The 17,645-nt window shown below is 36.7% G+C and carries 16 protein-coding genes; all 16 read left to right on the top strand.

Going from position 1 to position 17,645, the window contains the following annotated elements; genetic code table 11:
• The first annotated feature begins 204 nt into the window (after positions 1-204).
• The 16 genes from NSQ59_RS17645 (at position 205) to NSQ59_RS17570 (ending at position 17,631) form a co-directional block, all read left to right on the top strand.
• Positions 205-396 (top strand): hypothetical protein, encoded by a 192-nt coding sequence (locus NSQ59_RS17645; protein WP_340832355.1) that lies wholly within the window; start codon positions 205-207, stop codon positions 394-396.
• Positions 397-426: 30 nt separating this feature from the next.
• Positions 427-1,038 carry a DUF3993 domain-containing protein gene (locus tag NSQ59_RS17640; RefSeq protein WP_340833175.1) on the top strand — a complete coding sequence of 204 codons (612 nt, stop codon included), beginning with the start codon at positions 427-429 and terminating at the stop codon, positions 1,036-1,038.
• 265 nt (positions 1,039-1,303) lie between these two features.
• A complete protein-coding gene (locus tag NSQ59_RS17635; protein ID WP_055740599.1) occupies positions 1,304-1,558 on the top strand; it encodes a YkuJ family protein in 255 nt (84 codons plus the stop codon).
• Between the two features lie 85 nt (positions 1,559-1,643).
• Positions 1,644-1,772, top strand: a complete 129-nt coding sequence (locus NSQ59_RS17630) for a hypothetical protein (RefSeq protein ID WP_280513065.1) — start codon at positions 1,644-1,646, stop codon at positions 1,770-1,772.
• A gap of 91 nt (positions 1,773-1,863) precedes the next feature.
• Positions 1,864-2,310, top strand: coding sequence for a cyclic-di-AMP-binding protein CbpB (cbpB, locus tag NSQ59_RS17625; protein ID WP_055740598.1), 447 nt, complete (start codon positions 1,864-1,866; stop codon positions 2,308-2,310).
• A gap of 105 nt (positions 2,311-2,415) precedes the next feature.
• A complete protein-coding gene (locus NSQ59_RS17620) occupies positions 2,416-3,303 on the top strand; it encodes a LysR family transcriptional regulator (RefSeq protein ID WP_055740597.1) in 888 nt (295 codons plus the stop codon).
• Positions 3,304-3,387: 84 nt separating this feature from the next.
• Complete coding sequence (gene dapD / locus NSQ59_RS17615) at positions 3,388-4,098, top strand: 2,3,4,5-tetrahydropyridine-2,6-dicarboxylate N-acetyltransferase (RefSeq protein WP_055740596.1); 711 nt, start codon at positions 3,388-3,390, stop codon at positions 4,096-4,098.
• A gap of 55 nt (positions 4,099-4,153) precedes the next feature.
• Positions 4,154-5,275 carry an N-acetyldiaminopimelate deacetylase gene (locus NSQ59_RS17610; RefSeq protein ID WP_055740595.1) on the top strand — a complete coding sequence of 374 codons (1,122 nt, stop codon included), beginning with the start codon at positions 4,154-4,156 and terminating at the stop codon, positions 5,273-5,275.
• Positions 5,276-5,510: 235 nt separating this feature from the next.
• Positions 5,511-7,901 (top strand): hypothetical protein, encoded by a 2,391-nt coding sequence (locus tag NSQ59_RS17605; RefSeq protein WP_340832354.1) that lies wholly within the window; start codon positions 5,511-5,513, stop codon positions 7,899-7,901.
• On the top strand, positions 7,898-8,833 hold the full coding sequence (locus tag NSQ59_RS17600) for an ABC transporter ATP-binding protein (protein ID WP_340832353.1): 936 nt from the start codon (positions 7,898-7,900) through the stop codon (positions 8,831-8,833). Before NSQ59_RS17605 ends, NSQ59_RS17600 begins: the two co-directional genes overlap by 4 nt.
• Positions 8,830-9,669 (top strand): ABC transporter permease, encoded by an 840-nt coding sequence (locus NSQ59_RS17595; protein ID WP_055740592.1) that lies wholly within the window; start codon positions 8,830-8,832, stop codon positions 9,667-9,669. The genes NSQ59_RS17600 and NSQ59_RS17595 overlap by 4 nt, the downstream gene beginning before the upstream one ends.
• A gap of 25 nt (positions 9,670-9,694) precedes the next feature.
• Positions 9,695-11,209 (top strand): hypothetical protein, encoded by a 1,515-nt coding sequence (locus NSQ59_RS17590; RefSeq protein WP_340832352.1) that lies wholly within the window; start codon positions 9,695-9,697, stop codon positions 11,207-11,209.
• 16 nt (positions 11,210-11,225) lie between these two features.
• A complete protein-coding gene (locus NSQ59_RS17585) occupies positions 11,226-12,227 on the top strand; it encodes an AAA family ATPase (RefSeq protein WP_055740590.1) in 1,002 nt (333 codons plus the stop codon).
• Positions 12,224-13,093 (top strand): DUF58 domain-containing protein, encoded by an 870-nt coding sequence (locus tag NSQ59_RS17580; RefSeq protein ID WP_055740589.1) that lies wholly within the window; start codon positions 12,224-12,226, stop codon positions 13,091-13,093. The genes NSQ59_RS17585 and NSQ59_RS17580 overlap by 4 nt, the downstream gene beginning before the upstream one ends.
• Entirely contained in the window at positions 13,047-14,888 is a 1,842-nt protein-coding gene (locus NSQ59_RS17575; protein ID WP_055740588.1) for a vWA domain-containing protein, read from the top strand. Before NSQ59_RS17580 ends, NSQ59_RS17575 begins: the two co-directional genes overlap by 47 nt.
• On the top strand, positions 14,872-17,631 hold the full coding sequence (locus NSQ59_RS17570; RefSeq protein WP_340832351.1) for a VWA domain-containing protein: 2,760 nt from the start codon (positions 14,872-14,874) through the stop codon (positions 17,629-17,631). The genes NSQ59_RS17575 and NSQ59_RS17570 overlap by 17 nt, the downstream gene beginning before the upstream one ends.
• Positions 17,632-17,645: the final 14 nt, after the last annotated feature.

Here is a 17,645-nt window from a genome sequence, read left to right as displayed (position 1 = left end):
CGTACGGATGGGTGAAATTTATGTGCCAAATTCACTTTTATGGGTCAGGTGAGCCAAAGGAAACACAGTGAGGAAACGGAAAATGCTGAAGTTAGACGGAGACAATTTTTTCAGGTAATCCACATGGATTTCATAATACTTAAACAATGAAAAATCCTTACTCAAATTTGGGTAAGGATTTTTTGTCGAACGGATAAAAATAATATGACAAAAATTGCATATTTGAAGTTTATAGACAGTGATATATTTTCAACATCAAAAATGGTTAAAACTACCTATATTCATATGAAAAATAAGATTGTCATTATTTCCGTTAGGATGTCTGTTTCTGTGAGAAATTTGCGAACGATTCCATGTATATCGACATTTTTCCATTGTTACAATGAAAAGGCATAGACAAGCATTGGAGAGGAGAGTGACATGTTGATGAAAATAATAATCTCTACAGTTCTGATTGTGGGTGTATTGTTTGGACTTAAGTCTCATGTTATGGCCGAAGGGAAAAGTGCAGATTATAAACAATTTGTAAAAGATGCTTTTCATACCCAGGTTGCACTTAGCGAAAAAGAACGTTCTTTAAATGAAATTAAAGACATGTTGAATACTTACTTTACTAAAGATTTCACTTCTCTTTTCCTTAAAGAAAATCTTGTGAAAACGGATAAAGGTTATCAAACGTTTGGCTCCGATTTTCCTTTATATTACATTCCTTTCTTTTCTTATGATGATCAAACAAAGGTGAAGAAGTTGGGGAATAGGGTGTATATTTTTGAGAATATGGCTAAAAAAGACACTGGCCCAGTCTTTTATAAAAGTGATTATCAAGGTGTACGCTTAAAGAAAGTAAAAGGTGTTTGGAAAATTGACGAAATACTTTACTACGTCCCAAAGAATATTATTCAATCGCCAAAGGCAACAATGAAACATCCAACACATCATGGATCAAAAAGTCTGAAGAATTCTTTTCTTAATCCATTAACATCCATCATTTTACCAATCAACATTAAACCAATTTGGCTGCTGATGTCAAAGTTTTAAAAGGAACCTCATCCAGATGAGGTTTTTTATTTTGAATGTTTTCATTGCAATCATGATAACTATTCTCTTATAATGTTTTTATTGCTTGCAAAATTGTTTACATAACTATTTATAAAAAAAGAATGCATCATAAAGAAATATAGATTTTTGATGGTTAGAAATGTACATTCGGGAATGATAAAATAAGAAAGTAAATGTAAATACCTCTAAATAAGGTATTGTGAGAGCGAGCAGATAAAGCTTGATTGTTGAAAGGAGTTTATGTATGTCCCAATTGTTAGGAATTATACAAAGATTAAAAGCAATGCAAGAAGGAAATGAAACAGGTGATGTTCAACAACGACGTTTTGAGGTAAATGGAAAAACTCTTTGTCAGGTGAAATACTTTCCAGCTACGGAGACGTTTGAATTAGAAGTGTATGGTGATGATAAAAAAACGAATAAATATCAATTTGATGATATTGATATTACATCCATTGAAATCTTTGATTTAGTCCAAGAAGAAAGAAATCCATCCTAGAGCCTTATTTTTTGGCTCTTTTTTTATTTTAAAAACGTTATAATGAGGGTTAGGATAACATTATAATGAATGGAGGAGAAAGTATTTGTTGCTATACATCATACTTGGAATTCAAACGCTTATCATGCTTTTAGTGGTAGCTGAATTAATGAACATCAGAAAAGAAATAAATGAAATTAAAGACTTATTTAAGAAAAAAATAGACACGAAATAAACATGCTTTCTACACGAATTTCTAGTTCTCATTTCCATGATCTATGATAGAATATGTAAGGATATATAAATACAAACAAGGGAGTTTTATGATGATTTCCTTACAAAGCCACGAATTTTTAGAACCGAAAATTAGTGATTTTATGATCCCTTCTGAAAAAGTTGCACATGTTCAAGTCGGAAATAGCCTTGAGCATGCATTATTGGTATTAACGAAGAGTGGTTATTCCGCAATCCCAGTATTAGATGCAAGGTTTAAATTGCACGGATTAATAAGTTCTTCCCTTATTACGGAGTCCATCCTTGGATTAGAAAGAATTGAATTTGAAAAATTAAGCGATTATAAAGTTGAAAATGTGATGACGAAAAAAATTCCTCGAGTAAAATTGGAGGATCAGTTTGAAAAAGCACTAGGTTTATTAGTTGATCACCCGTTTTTATGCGTAGAGGATGAAGAAGGTTTCTTTGCCGGTATCTTTACCCGTCGAACATTGCTAAAAGAATTGAACCATCATATACACAAGCTCAATCATTTTTAGAAGTTCCCTTATTGGGGGCTTTTATTATTTGTAAATAAAAGTTTTTTATAATGAATTTCCTTCATCATTAAGATACAATATAAGAAAAACTTATGAGGTTTGAAAATGTCCACAACTGAATTCCAATTATTAGCGGTACTGGCTCAAGAAATGAACATGAGAAAGGCAGCGGAACGACTATTTGTTTCCCAGCCTGCTCTTTCCCAGCGATTACAAAATATCGAAAAACAGTGGGGAACAAAGCTATTTATTCGCACGCAAAAAGGGCTAACATTAACGCCTTCGGGTGAACTGGTGATCCGACTAGCTAATGAAGTGCTGGAAAAGGAAGAAAAAGTTCGAGAGGAATTGCAGTCCTTGGACTCAAAAGTACATGGAACATTGAAAATAGCTTGTGCATCTATAGTCGGACAAAATTGGCTTCCTAAAGTATTAAAGAGCTTTGTAGATCAATATCCATTAGCAAAAATATCCCTTATTACTGGCTGGAGCAGTGAAATTCTCAAATCCTTATATGAGGATGAGGTACATATAGGAATCTTGCGTGGCTCGACAGATTGGAAAGGACCAAAAATTCATTTATTTGAAGATACCTTGTATCTTGTCGATAAAGAAATTGAGAAAATTGAAGATGTCTTAAAAACGGAACGACCATTTATTCAATTTAAAAGCGATTCAAATTATTACCAGGAAATTCAAGATTGGTGGCATCGTGAGTTTCAGACAACTCCAAAAAATACGATTGTGGTAGATCAAATCGAGACGTGCAAGCAGATGACTTTTAATGGGATTGGGTATGCAATCTTACCTGCCATTACCCTGAACGAGTCGGCGAAAGATATGAAAAAAATCCCTTTAAAAGGCGGTCATGATCAAAGACTAAAACGTGACACATGGCTGCTTGGCTACGAATCAGCCTTCGAATTAAAACAAGTACAAGCATTCATTGAAGTGGTGAACGATTTTTTAGCTACTCAGCCGCATACATTCTAGATGAATATACTTGTACACTGCGATTTAGTCTGTTAAAGTAATGTGAGAAATAGTAAATGAAATTCATGAAAGGGGAATACATAAATGAAAATGATGGATGCGAACGAAATTATTTCGTTTATTTCAAACAGCAAAAAATCAACACCTGTTAAGGTATATGTAAAAGGAAATTTAGAAGGGATCTCTTTTGGTGACAGTGTTCAAACCTTCCTTAACGGCAATACAGGTGTCGTTTTTGGAGAATGGTCTGAAATTTCCGAGGTCCTCCATACATATAAAGATCAAATTGAAGATTATGTCATTGAAAATGATCGACGTAATTCTGCCATTCCATTATTAGATCTTAAAGGGATCAACGCGCGCATTGAACCAGGTGCTGTCATTCGTGACCAAGTTGAAATTGGCAATAATGCAGTTATTATGATGGGGGCAGTAATTAATATTGGTGCAGTTATCGGTGAGGGTACCATGATTGATTTAAATGCAGTACTTGGTGGTCGTGCCACAGTAGGGAAAAACTGTCACATTGGTGCAGGTGCTGTTTTAGCAGGCGTTATTGAGCCGCCTTCTGCTAAACCGGTTATTATCGAAGATGATGTATTAGTTGGCGCGAATGCTGTCATTCTGGAAGGTGTAACAGTAGGCAAAGGATCCGTTGTTGCTGCAGGTGCTATTGTAGTTAATGATGTTCCACCAAACACTGTTGTTGCAGGTGTTCCTGCAAAAGTGATTAAAGAAATTGATGAAAAAACAAAATCTAAAATTGAAATTAAACAAGAACTAAGAAAACTATAATTTTTTTAAGCCTGGCGCATGCAGCCAGGCTTTTTCAAAAAGGGGTTCATTAACGATGGAGAAAGTAAATCCTTTTGTACAAATACGGCGCGAGTTACATCAAATACCTGAACTAGGATTTCAGGAATTTAAAACACAAGCATATTTATTACACTATTTAGAAACACTGCCTCAAGAGCGTATGGAGATAAAAAAGTGGAAAACTGGATTATTTGTAAAAGTCTATGGTACTTCACCGAAAAAATTAATCGGTTATCGTACGGATATTGATGGATTGCCAATTGTGGAGCAAACGGGCTTGTCCTTTAAATCTGAGCATGAAGGCAGAATGCATGCTTGCGGTCATGATTTTCACATGAGTATAGCATTAGGTGTCTTAACCAATGTTGTTAATCATCCTGTTCAAGATGATGTTTTATTTATTTTTCAACCTGCTGAAGAGGGACCTGGCGGAGCTTTGCCAATGCTAGAAACAGATATAATGAAGGAATGGAAGCCGGATATTATTTTTGCCCTTCACATTGCTCCTGAATATCCGGTTGGAACAATTGCGATTCGGGAAGGTTTGTTATTCGCAAATACATCTGAATTATTTATTGATTTAAAAGGAAAAGGCGGTCATGCTGCATATCCTCACGAAACGAGGGATATGGTAGTGGCGTCATCGTATTTGGTTACTCAGCTGCAATCGATCATTTCAAGAAATGTAGATCCACTGGATAGTGCAGTTATTACGATCGGAAAGATAACGGGCGGCACAGTGCAAAATATTATCGCCGAAACAGCCAGGCTTGAGGGAACAATTCGGACGTTATCGCCTGAAGCGATGCAAAAGGTTAAGCAGCGTATTGAAGCTGTTGTAAATGGTATTAGTGCAAGTTTTGAGTGTGAAGCTGAAATCGATTATGGGTCCATGTACCATCAGGTATATAATCACGAAGCACCAACCCGAGATTTTATTAAATTCCTAGAAGCAAAAGAAAATATAAACGTATTTATTTGTAAAGAAGCAATGACAGGAGAAGATTTTGGGTATATGCTTAAGGAAATTCCGGGATTTATGTTTTGGTTAGGTGTTGATTCTCCTTACGGACTGCATCATGCCATGCTAAATCCAGATGAAAAAGCAATCGAAATTGCCATTAAGGTCGTATCGGAATACATTTTTCAAATGTAATAAAAATAAGTTACACCACACTAATTAGGCGTGGTGTTTTTTTTTTTTATGTAAAATATTTAATTTTTGGAAATGTATTGTAAAATAGTAAAGTGAATATTTTTTTAGAAAATTCTGTAGGGGATGGGCAGGAAATTTCGTTAATGATTTAGTATGAATATCTTATAAAGAAAAAGGGGGAATACCAAATATTAATGCTCAATATTGGAAATGGAAGAGAATATGGAGGTTTATGATGACAAAAAAATTAAAGAGGTCAATTTTTTTCATATTATTTGTTATTTCTCTCACTTTTGCGTCTTCACCAGTTTTGGCAAAAGAGAGTATCCAAGTCAAAGCAAATATTGGCTACGATCGAACAGTGAAAACGGGAAGAGGAGTACCGGTACATATAAAGCTTGAGAATAAAGGAGAAGACTTTAGTGGAGATCTCCTTATTAATTTTGCCCCTGCCTATAATGCTGGCGGTTCCAAGATTTTGCATGTACATATCCCCGCAGGCTCAACAAAAAGTTACTCTGTTTCCATCCCAGGTTTTTCTGATGAGGTGGGGTTTTCGAACAACAATACAGCATTTATTCATTTATTTAATGGCGATTGGCAGGATGGCCATGAAGTAAAGGTATCAACAGAGGCATTTAGCATCCCTAGAATCCTATCTTCTGATTCTACTACAATTGGTTTATTAAGTGAGAATACTGATAGATTAAAAGAATTAAAAGTTTTGCAGTTGAATAATGGAAGTTCCCAAAGCTTTACTCTATCGAAAGATAATTTCCCGAATGATTCCACAGGACTCGAGTTTTTTAACTTTATCGTGGTAGATGAGTTTGCAATAAGTACATTAGATAATAAACAGCAAGATGCTTTACTAGGCTGGATAAAAAATGGCGGGGTATTGATTGCAGGTGCAAACCCAAATGGCAATCAGGCATTCGGAAGCATACAATCTAGTATGCCTTTAGATATAAATGATGAAATAACCGTTCACGACCTATCCTTTTTAAAAGGGAGCGAAAAACCTTCTTTCAATAGTCTTTCCATTTTTACTGGAAATGTCCAAAAGGATGCAGTCGCAACCGCTTATTCAGAATCGCATCCCGTGGTTGCACAAAAATCGTTAGGAAACGGAAGTATCTGGCAAACAGCATTTTCACTTGGTGATGCCCCGCTTTCATCATGGAATGGTTACGATGAATGGTTTAGTACATTACTAGATAAAGCGGATAATACTGCTCTGAGAGAAATGTTTAAAGACGATAATTTCTATAGCAATATTATGTATCAAATAGGAGATGTAAATGACTTATTTCCTTCCTCATACTTTTCAATTGGGATATTAATACTGATTCTAGTTTGCTATTTTATCATCGTTGTACCAATTTTGTATTTTGTCCTCCGTAAAATAGATAAGAGAGAACATGCATGGTGGCTTATCCCTGCGCTTTCGCTTCTTTTTTCAACGGGTATCTTTGCTGCCGGTGCAAAAGATCGTATTGCAGCTCCACATATGAATGAAATAGGAGCATATAAGGCTAATGGTGATGGAAGTTTATATGGTTTGTATGCAGCAACCCTTATGTCGAACACCGGTGGGGATTATAAAATTGTTTACCCAAATCAGGAATTGAACGCGATTCCTTTTTATCGAAATTCAGTCGTTAATTCACCTCAAATGTATAAGCAAGCTACCATTGAAAGTAAACAAATGAATCAAGAACTAACCTTCCCCAATGTCGAGTTTTGGTCAACCCGCTCCTTTTTCGGATTCGCTCAAAAGGATGGAGTTGGCGGTTTCCGAGCTAATTTAGATTTACAGGACGGAAAGTTAACCGGAACAATAAAAAACGAGTTTCCATATAGCTTTGAAGACTTATATGTGTGGTCAGGTACCAATACATATGATTTGGGGGCTGTAAAAAAAGGGGAAACCTTAAATGTTACTAAGGAGGTTAATGTACCGTTTTTATCAGCCATGCAATATGTGGATGGTATGTTCTATCAACAAAACATTAACCGTTTGCAGGCTAGTAATATCCAACCTATGAAAGAAGAGGCTCTAAAGATGCTAGCTGGAAAATTAAATAATAGTCAAATAAATAATCCGGTTATTGTTGGTATTACGAAAGATGAAGTAATCAAAACAAATATTGTAGATAAAAAGGAAAAAAAGGAAAAGCTATCGCTAATTTATCAGCCGTTTAAAGTGAATACAGCTCTGCGTGGGCCATTTACTTTAGATTCGGATCAGCTTGCCATGAATATTAAGGTTTTAAAAGGAAATATTATGGACCGAAATACAGGGAAAAAGAACTATATTGTTCTTGATGACGGTGAATACGAGCTGAATTACCAAATTCCACAGCAACTGAATCCTGGTAAAACAAATGTCAACGAAATCAAATTTGTGTTAGAAGCAAATGCTTATACTACTTATAGTGTTTTTGATTTCAAGGCAAAAAAATATGTTAAATTAACTCCAAAAAATAGAGTGGTGGAATTAAAAGACCATCCGCAGAGGTTTGTTTTGGATAACAAGATAAAAGTGAAGCTGGAGAAAAACGGCAATGAGCATCCGGACGTGAACCTCCCGCAATTAACATTGAAAGGGGATGTTCGTCCATGATTGAAATCATCGATTTAACGAAAAGATACGGAACCTTTACTGCACTGGATTCTCTTAATCTTAAAATTGAAAAAGGCACGGTCTTTGGTTTTGTGGGGCAAAATGGCGCCGGAAAATCGACTACCTTTTCCATATTGGCTACATTATTATCTCCAACATCCGGAACAGCTTTTGTTAACGGATTTAATATTTCAAAGGAGCCGAAGCAAGTTAGAAAGCAAATTGGGTATATGCCTGATTTTTTCGGAGTATATGATCATTTAAGAGCAGATGAGTATCTCGATTTTTATGGTGCAAGCTACGGTATGGACGCAGATGCAAGGAAAAAATTGATTCCGCAGCTCTTGGAACTGGTAAATCTATCGCATAAAAAGGATTCTTATGTAGATGTTCTTTCTCGTGGAATGAAACAAAGGCTTTGTTTGGCGAGGTCATTAATTCATGACCCTGAGGTGCTTATCTTGGATGAACCTGCTTCAGGACTTGATCCGCGAGCACGTGTGGAAATGCGTGAAATCTTAAAAGAACTAAAAACGATGGGAAAAACTATTTTAATCTCTTCACATATACTCCCTGAGTTAGCCGAAATGTGTGATGAGATAGGGGTTATTGATGGCGGAAAACTTGTTGCCCATGGAACAGTTGCAGAGATCCAAAGACAATTGCAAGCAGAAAAATTAATAATGGTAAAAGTTCTTGGGGACAGGGAGAATGCAATTCGCTATTTTGAGGATCAAGAAAAAGTGGTGCAAATAGAAAGATTGAATGAGGAAGACACCTTCCAATTTATATATAAAGGTGATGAAAAGTTACAGGTAATTCTATTAAAACAAGCAATATTACAAGATATTCCGATTGTAAGTTTCAAGGAATTTGAAACCAATCTGGAGGATGTCTTTATGGAAATAACGAAAGGAGTCGAACGATCATGAGACAATTTTTCATTAATCCAGTTTTAAATAAAGAAATAAAGCTTAGGTTTCGCTCCTTAAAAACATTTTTAGGCCTGCTTGCATATCTATTGGCAATAGGGATTATTGTTGTAGGATTTATTTATTTGATGACAAATTTCAGCAGTTCCGGATTCTTTCGTCCCGAGGAAAGTAAACAAATGTTTATCATGCTTTCTTTCATTCAATTAGCATTAATCTTGTTTATTACACCGGGTCTTTCAGCTGGCATTATTAGCGGTGAAAGAGAAAGACAAACATTAAATATTTTGCTCACTACAACGCAAAGCTCGACAAGTATTATATTAAGCAAATTATTTTCTTCCGTCTCTTACTTATTGCTTTTGATTATTGCGAGTTTACCGGTATATAGTATTGTATTTCTGTTTGGAGGAGTCTCACCGGGTATACTTTTGTCCATCATGGGACTTTATATCTTTACGATTCTAGTATTTGCGAGTATTGGCGTTTTCTTTTCAACTTTAATTAGACGTACCATTATTTCCATCATTACGACATATGGTGTAACCCTTTTCTTTGCTGGTGGTACAGCATTCCTATTTTTGATTGCAGTGAATTTTTCGCAATCTCAACAGTTAACGGATAATGTTGCATGTTATGTATTAGCAATGTTAAATCCGCCTATTGTTTTAGCAAGTATGCTAATGCCGGACATTAAGGAACAGATTATTCGATTATCTGGAGTTCATACGTCTCTATGGATTAGCTATATTGTGTTTTATTCGGTAATGATTATTGTATTAATTTTTGTCAGTATCCGAAAGCTTAGGCCAAATATGAATCCGAAAATTAGGTGATGACATGGAGACAAAAAGCAGGTTCATGAATCTGATAAAATCGGTAATGCGCCAATTATGGCTTTTACATGCTGCAAAGCATTTACAGCTCCTGTTCATGGCAGCAGGAGCATTCTCCTTTATCATGCTTATCGGTGCAAGAATTGTAGTGATTCCTTATTTAGGAATATATTGGTTCGTTAGTATCATCCTTATTTTTGTACTCGGTTTCCTTTATTTTTATAGACATAAACCAACTATCCGTGATGCAGCACATATTTACGATTATTTTATTGGAGATGACCGAGCAGGGACTTCCCTTTCCTTTCTAAACCGTGATGAAGAAATATATCAGCTTCAAAGGAATGATGCTATCAAACATATGAAGGCAGCTGAAGCAACTGTTTTAACAAGAAAGAAAAAATGGATTTTTTCAAAATGGCTAACCATTGCTTTCCTGTTGTGGTCATGTTCTGCAGTCTTCTTTTTTATTCCTAATGCAACGATGCAGGCTGCCAAACAAAAAGAGAAGGAAATAGAAACAATAAAAAAAGCAGAAAAGAAGCTCAAAAAGTTTGCAGACAATGCTAAAAACAAAGAAGTGAAGAAAACTCTGCAAGAAATAAAAAAGGATTTGAAATCGTCCAAAACTGCCAAGGAAGCTCTTAATAAACTGGTAAAGCAAAACAATCAGCTTGAATTGAAGCAATTAAAGGCAGAGAATCAAAAGCAAGAGCTGCAAAATTTTCAAAATCAGTTAAAGAATGCGGGTTTGAACCAACTGGCCAAAGCAATTTCCCAAAATGATCAAAAAAAAGTGGAACAGCAAATGAAACAATTAAAATCAAACTTGGACCAATTAACAAAAAAACAAAAACAAGCTTTAAAGCGATTTACAAATAATACATCATCTTTGACCAAAGAAGAACTTGCCAAACTGGAAAAGCAATTAATAAATGCTCTGAAAATAGCAGAAGAACAGCAAAATTTGCAGCTTGCCCAAGACTCCTTACAGGAATCGGCACTTGAAATGCAACAGGAAATGATGAAGCAGGGCTTGCTTGATTCGAAACAAATTGCCTTCGCACCTGGTAATCAACCCACTTCACAAAACAACCAAGGAAATACTTCATCAGGAAATCAGTCGAATGGTGGTCAAACTAATGGCAAGGGAACTAGTAATGGAAAAGGGTCCGGCGGCCAGACCGGAGGGCAAGGAAAAGGCTCAGGAAACGGGAATGGGCAAGGTGGCTCAGGAAAAGGAGGCGGCAATGGAATTGGAAGTGGCGCTGGTCAAGGCCAGGGCACAAGAAAATTCCTGACCATTCCCGAAAAAATAAACGGGACAACAAATATCGAGAAGGATTCGGGAAAACTTGGCAAAGGAAGTCAGCATCAATATTCGAGTAATGGACCGGTCCTAAAAGGTAATGTCCGTCCATACGAAGAAGCATATGGGAAGTATGAACAGGCATTTCGCGAAAGCACGGAGCGGGTTCAATTGCCAACTGAATTAGAGGAATTAGTAAAGCAGTACTTTTCAAATTTAAATCCCGACTAAAGGAGTGTTGCGGAATATGTTACAGGCAAAGGAAGAGCTGTTTCAATATATAACGGGGCTTTTGCACGATACAAAAGCGGAAATTCAATCATTTATTGTTGGCCAAGAGGAAACGATTGACCAGGTCTTATGGACAATTGTTTCTGGAGGTCATGCTCTCTTAGAAGGGTTACCAGGCCTTGGAAAGACAATGTTAATTAGAACCATTGCTGAGGTAATGGATTTATCTTTTTCACGTATTCAATTTACACCGGATTTAATGCCATCTGATATTACCGGCACGATGATTATTCAGCCTGATGAATCCGGTAAGCAGCAATTTGTGTTTCATCATGGACCAATATTCTCCAATATCGTTCTAGCGGATGAAATTAACCGTGCTACACCGAAAACACAAAGTGCATTATTAGAGGCAATGGCGGAGAAAACGATTACGGTGTTAGGGGATACAAAGAAATTGGAGGCACCATTTTTTGTCTTGGCAACGCAAAATCCTATCGATATGGAAGGGACTTATCCGCTTCCGGAAGCCCAAATGGACCGATTTATTAGTAAAATCAATGTGCATTATCCAACGAAGGAAGAATTAAAGGAAATCGTTAAAAGGACGACGGGTTTGGAGTCAAGAACATTGAAAAAGATAATGTCACAGGAGGATGTATTAAAAATCCAGTTATTAGCACGGGAAATGATCGTTTCTGAAGAAATTCTTGAATTGGCTGTCTCCCTTGTTTCTGCTACACATCCGGATTCAGCGGATGCCCCGGAATCTATCCGAAAATATGTTCAATTCGGAAGCGGTCCAAGGGGGATGCAAAGCTTAATTCAAATGGCAAAAACTCGTGCCCTTTTTCAAGGGAGATATCATGTATCCATTGGAGATATTAAGCATGTTGCTGCACCTGTCCTTCGTCATCGCATCCTTCTTAATTTCGAGGGAGAGGCTAGTGGGGTAATTCCTGATCAGCTCATCGATGATTGCCTCAATGCTATCCAAAAATCGGTGGGTGTAAAATGACCATGCTCTCTTCAGATCTACTTACAAAGCTCAGAAAGGCAACGATAACGGTGAAGACTAGGAAGCGAGGAATGCATAAGGGAGTAAGAAAATCCCCAAAATTCGGTTCATCCTTAGAGTTTTCTGATTTTCGCGCCTATCAACCGGGAGATGATCTTCGGCAAATTGATTGGAATATATTCGGGAGAACGCAGAAGCATTATATTAAACGTTTTTTGGATGAACAAGAAATCAAAACAGCCATTTATTTGGATTGCACTTCGTCTGTTATCTCTATTGACAGTAAGTGGGAAAGGGCGAAACAGGTAGCAGCTGCCTTCTCTTATCTAACTTTAACGAGTGAGGATAAGCTTTCGTTTCTTCCTGTTGCATCTAAAGATGGCAAGTTGATTAGCAGAAAAGGAGCCGTACATGCTAAAACAGTTCTCTATGAAATCATTCATCTACAAGCAGATTCCAAACCTGAGCCCTTTACAGAATGTATTCAAAAACAATTTTTGCGTGATCGCGAGTTTTGTATTTTAATAACAGACGGATTGGAACCGATAGAGCAGTATGAAAAGATATTCAAAAAGTTAGCGGCAGTTAAGGGAGATGTATGGTTTATCCAATTGCTTAGTCATGAGGAAGAACAACCAAATTATATTGGCGATTTGAAACTGATTGATAGTGAAACTGCAAAAGAAGTAAATATAAGTATGACAGGTAAACTTATCGAAGAGTACAGGAAAAAGCTCAGAGAGCATAATGAAAATCTAGAGAGCTTATGCAAGCGATTAGGTTTTCAATATCTTTATACAACAGATGCGAAGACTATTGATGAAATTATGTGGAAAGATTGTAATCACAGAGGTTGGATTAAATGAGGTGAAAACAATGGGGTTAATGAATCCAATCTATCTTTTGTTAAGTATATTTATAGTGGCTGTAATTGTATTCTATTTATTTCGTAAACAATATCAAAATAAAGTCATTCCTTCCAATCTTTTTTGGGAGCAAGTAATGAATGAATGGCAGGCATCTCCATGGATCGATAAGTTACAGAAAAACCTTCTTTTACTGCTGCAGTTAGTAATATTGTTTTGTTTAATGCTTGCGTTGGCAAAGCCTTATTGGTTAGTAAAAGCGATAGAAGGGGATCATTTTATCTTTATTGTTGATACTTCAGCATCAATGTCTGCTACTGATAAAGGAATAACACGATTCGAACAGGCAAAACAGGAAATAAATGCTATGGTGGACAAATTAAACGGTCAAGATGTAACAATCATTACTGCAGGAAAGGATCCGATTGTCAGTCTGAAAAAGGAAACATCTAAATCGGTAACGAAGTCAAGAGTGAATAAGATCCGTCTTTCCTATCAAACTAGCAATATAGAGAAAGCGTTGCGCCTCGCTGAATCGCTTTCTAAAAATAACAATACAACGATACATATTTTTTCTGACAACGTTAAAAAGCAAGATATACCAAATATGAAAAAATCCATTCCGATTCAGGTTCATAACATCGGGCATATTGGATTCAATGTGTCGCTCCAATCCTTTGGTGTTGCGGAACGAAACGGTAAAGTAATGGGAATAGCGATAATAGAAAATCAAAGCGGTAAAAAGCAAAGTTTTCATTTAAAGGTACGATTTGAAAAGGAAGAGTTATTTGACAAAGAAGTAGATATTAAAGCACATTCACAACAAATCGTTCAGATTCCATCTCTCCCTAAAAAGGATTACTATACAGCTACGATAACCGCAAATGATGATTATGAAATTGATAATGAAAGGACAACCGTTTTTAGCCGTTCCTATAACAATATGTATGCGATTGGAGATGTGAATCCTTTTATTATTAAAGGCTTTGAAACGGTTGGGGTGAATGTAATTCAACTTTCCGAAAAGAATTGGGATAAGGAAGCGAAGGATGGTGTTATTTTAACGGAAAAACTGCCAATGGAAAAATGGCATACTTCCTTGCCTTTATTTGTAGTCAATCCATATAAAGAGAAACATGTGAATTTGCAAAAAAGTATCGAGACGAAAAATGATCCGTTATTCCAGTATGTTGATTTTGCAAAAACCTACATCAAATCAGCTGCTGAAATAAACCCGCCAAAAACAATGGAGATAATTGCTAGAAGCGGTGAAATACCATTAATTGAGAAAGGTGAATTAAACGGAGAACGCGCTATAGCCATTAATTTTCAAATAGAAAATTCTGATTGGCCATTACAGCCTGGTTTCCCAATCTTTTTATATCAATCCTTTCATTGGTTGTCAGAACAACATGATTTTCAAGGGTTTTTTCAACCCGGTGAAAGAAAATGGGTTAGTGCAGATTCGAAATCGCAATCGTGGAAAGTGTTCGATGCAAATGGAGATTTTATTCGGTCCTACCAGCTTCAAAAGGAAAGCTTTACTGCACCAAGTAAGCCGGGACTATATCAAATAATATCTGATAATAAAAGCAAGTATTTAACTGTAGTTTTAGATGATTCAGAGCAATCAATCGAGGTCTCATCATCATTTGAGATAAATCAGGAAAAATTGAAAGCTTCGAAACAAAATCATGTTCAGACTATAAGCGATACATGGTATTGGTTTGCAGTAGCTGCATTTCTAATTTTATTGATAGAATGGGAGGTTTATCGCCGTGGTATTAGACGTTAAGTATCCTATTCTTTTCTTACTGATCCTTCCAGTCGGATTTATGCTTTATCTCTTTTATAGAAAAAGCCACATCCAAAATAAATGGGAGAAAAACTGGATTACTATTTTGCGAGCAATTATCTTTTTGCTAATAATCTTCGCATTGACGGTCCCCCAAATGCTCCTTCCTGTTAAAGGGGAAAATGTAATTTTTTTAGTGGATCGCTCAGCCAGTATGCAGGGTACGGAAGATAAAGCAGTAGCATGGATAGGGGGAAGTATCCAATCCAAGCACAAGGACGACTCCTATTCAATCATTACAATTGGAAAAAACGCTGCAATGGAGCAACCCCTGAATAGAAAGGAAACACCAATTCAACAGTTATCGGCGGATATCGATGAAGGAGAAACAAATCTAGAAGAGGGTATTCAGTTAGCTGCATCGCTTATCCCAGAAAATCAAAAAGGGAGAATTGTTCTATTTTCAGATGGAAATGAAACAGCCGGGAATGCATTGGAAGCAGCGAGACAATTAACAGGACAACATACGGTTATTTCCTATGTACCAATGCAAGGAAAACATGGCGAGGATATAGCATTAACCGAGTTCAATGTTCCTACCTCGATGTATAAAGGAGAAAAGGCAGAATTAAAGGTTAAAATGGTTAGCGACACACAGAAGGAGGCAACCATCCGAATCTCCTTAAATAATCATGAAATATTAAAGAAAAAAGTTACTGTAAAGGAAGGAGAAAATCTTTTTACCTTCTCTCACATCGTTAAGGAAACAGGTATGTATGTTTATAAAGCAGAGGTTACGACTTCTGATGATACATATCTTGAAAATAATGAGCTTTATGCAGTATCTAATGTTTCCGGCACTCCGAAGGTTTTGATCGTGCAGGATGAAAATGATTCCGCTTTGGCAAAACTCTTGCAATCAGCAAATGTACAAGTGGAGACAACGATACCAGAGAAAATGCCCACAGTGATGACAGGCTATTTGCCATATCAGTCTATTATCTTTAACAACGTACCTGCAACAACCATTGGAGAACAAAAGATGGAATTGATAGAAAAAGCGGTGAAAGATTTTGGAACGGGCTTTATTATGACCGGTGGAGAAAATAGCTTTGGATTAGGAGGTTACTTTAAAACACCCATTGAAAAGATCCTTCCTGTAGATATGGATATAAAAGGAAAGAAAAAATTACCTTCTTTAGGATTAGTCATCGTACTGGACCGTTCCGGAAGCATGGGCGGTCAAAAGCTGGCCTTAGCAAAAGAAGCGGCAGCAAGATCCGTTGAATTACTTCGCGATGAGGATACAATTGGATTTATCGCGTTTGATGATCGGCCTTGGGAAATTGTCAAGACAGCACCAATCAAAAATAAAAAAAATGTTATGAATAAAATTCGCTCTGTAGAGGCAGGTGGAGGTACTGAGATTTATACATCTTTACAGCTTGCTTATGAAAGATTAAAACCTTTGAAGCTGCAGCGTAAACATATTATTTTATTAACAGACGGGCAATCTTCCACTAATTCCAGTTATCAAACTTTAGTAGAAGAAGGGAAGAAGGATAATATTACGATTTCAACGGTAGCACTAGGCCAGGATGCGGATCGAAATTTACTTGAGGATATTTCAAAATACGGAGCAGGGAGATTTTACTACGTAACCGATTCGACGGTCATTCCAAGTATTTTATCAAGAGAAACAGTAATGGCAACACGTACTTATATTGAAGACAACCCGTTTTATCCGAAAGTTCAACCTTATCCTGAATGGGTGAAGTTGTTTGAGAATGGTGTGCCTAAAATGAATGCATATATCGCGGTAACACCCAAATCTACCGCACAAGTTTCCATCTTGAGTAAGAAGGACGACCCGATCTTAGCGCAGTGGCAATATGGATTAGGACAAACGGCTGCCTTTACATCAGATACTTCCGGGAAGTGGGCAGGCGACTTTGCAAGATGGGAAGGATGGTCGAATTTCTGGAGTCAACTAGTAACAAAAACATTCCCATCTTATGAGAACGTTCCATATGAAATCAATCTCAAAAAAGAAAACGGAGATGCAAAGATTACACTGAAATCAGATAAGCTTGATCTTTTACCGCTGGAAGCAGCCGTTGTTTCACAAGAGGGGAAGGAAATGAAAGTCCAAACAAAGATGACTGCACCCGGTGAGTACGAATTGAATATGGAAGATAAGGCGGGGATGTATTTTTTACGTTTGAAGCAACAAACGGAGGACGGCAGCACGAAACTGTATCAAACAGGGTTTACAGTTCCTTATTCTGATGAGTATTTACAAAAAGGTATCAACAAACCATTTTTAAAAGAGATTTCCTCCATTACAAAAGGCAAGAAACTGACGAAAGAAAGTGAAGCTTTTGCACCCATACATAAAGCTTCCTTTAAAAAACAGCCCTTTGGTGATAGATTGTTGCTCATTGCATTTCTTTTATTCTTCTTAGAAATTGCAATCCGCAGGTTTGGATTACAAAAATTCTTATCCTTGTTTCCGAAGAAAAAAGAACGGCCACATAAGGAGAAAGAAGCTTCTACTCATGTTAATCAGCTGATACGAACGAAAGACCGAAGTACGAGACCGATGATGGAGAAGCAAAAAGAAATATCAGTTTCGCCCCCTCAAATAAAGGATAGAAATAATACCAAAGAAACACAGGACAGTCCATCCAACGAAGAGCGTTTACAGAGATTGATGGATGCCAAGAAGCGAAGAAATCGGTAAATAAAGATATCCCA

Origin of the sequence: Margalitia sp. FSL K6-0131 (assembly GCF_038008735.1) — a bacterium.
Lineage (GTDB): Bacteria > Bacillota > Bacilli > Bacillales > Bacillaceae_C > Margalitia > Margalitia shackletonii.
Note: the sequence above shows the minus strand (reverse complement) of the source record. Positions and strands in the feature narration are given on the sequence as shown.

Excerpts from the sequence above, each read along its gene's own strand:
- NSQ59_RS17645 (WP_340832355.1), top strand. The coding sequence starts at position 205 with ATGACAAAAATTGCATATTTGAAGTTTATAGACAGTGATATATTTTCA.
- NSQ59_RS17640 (WP_340833175.1), top strand. The coding sequence starts at position 427 with ATGAAAATAATAATCTCTACAGTTCTGATTGTGGGTGTATTGTTTGGA.
- NSQ59_RS17635 (WP_055740599.1), top strand. The coding sequence starts at position 1,304 with ATGTCCCAATTGTTAGGAATTATACAAAGATTAAAAGCAATGCAAGAA.
- cbpB (WP_055740598.1), top strand. The coding sequence starts at position 1,864 with ATGATTTCCTTACAAAGCCACGAATTTTTAGAACCGAAAATTAGTGAT.
- NSQ59_RS17620 (WP_055740597.1), top strand. The coding sequence starts at position 2,416 with ATGTCCACAACTGAATTCCAATTATTAGCGGTACTGGCTCAAGAAATG.
- dapD (WP_055740596.1), top strand. The coding sequence starts at position 3,388 with ATGAAAATGATGGATGCGAACGAAATTATTTCGTTTATTTCAAACAGC.
- NSQ59_RS17610 (WP_055740595.1), top strand. The coding sequence starts at position 4,154 with ATGGAGAAAGTAAATCCTTTTGTACAAATACGGCGCGAGTTACATCAA.
- NSQ59_RS17605 (WP_340832354.1), top strand. The coding sequence starts at position 5,511 with ATGACAAAAAAATTAAAGAGGTCAATTTTTTTCATATTATTTGTTATT.
- NSQ59_RS17600 (WP_340832353.1), top strand. The coding sequence starts at position 7,898 with ATGATTGAAATCATCGATTTAACGAAAAGATACGGAACCTTTACTGCA.
- NSQ59_RS17595 (WP_055740592.1), top strand. The coding sequence starts at position 8,830 with ATGAGACAATTTTTCATTAATCCAGTTTTAAATAAAGAAATAAAGCTT.
- NSQ59_RS17590 (WP_340832352.1), top strand. The coding sequence starts at position 9,695 with ATGAATCTGATAAAATCGGTAATGCGCCAATTATGGCTTTTACATGCT.
- NSQ59_RS17585 (WP_055740590.1), top strand. The coding sequence starts at position 11,226 with ATGTTACAGGCAAAGGAAGAGCTGTTTCAATATATAACGGGGCTTTTG.
- NSQ59_RS17580 (WP_055740589.1), top strand. The coding sequence starts at position 12,224 with ATGACCATGCTCTCTTCAGATCTACTTACAAAGCTCAGAAAGGCAACG.
- NSQ59_RS17575 (WP_055740588.1), top strand. The coding sequence starts at position 13,047 with ATGAAATTATGTGGAAAGATTGTAATCACAGAGGTTGGATTAAATGAG.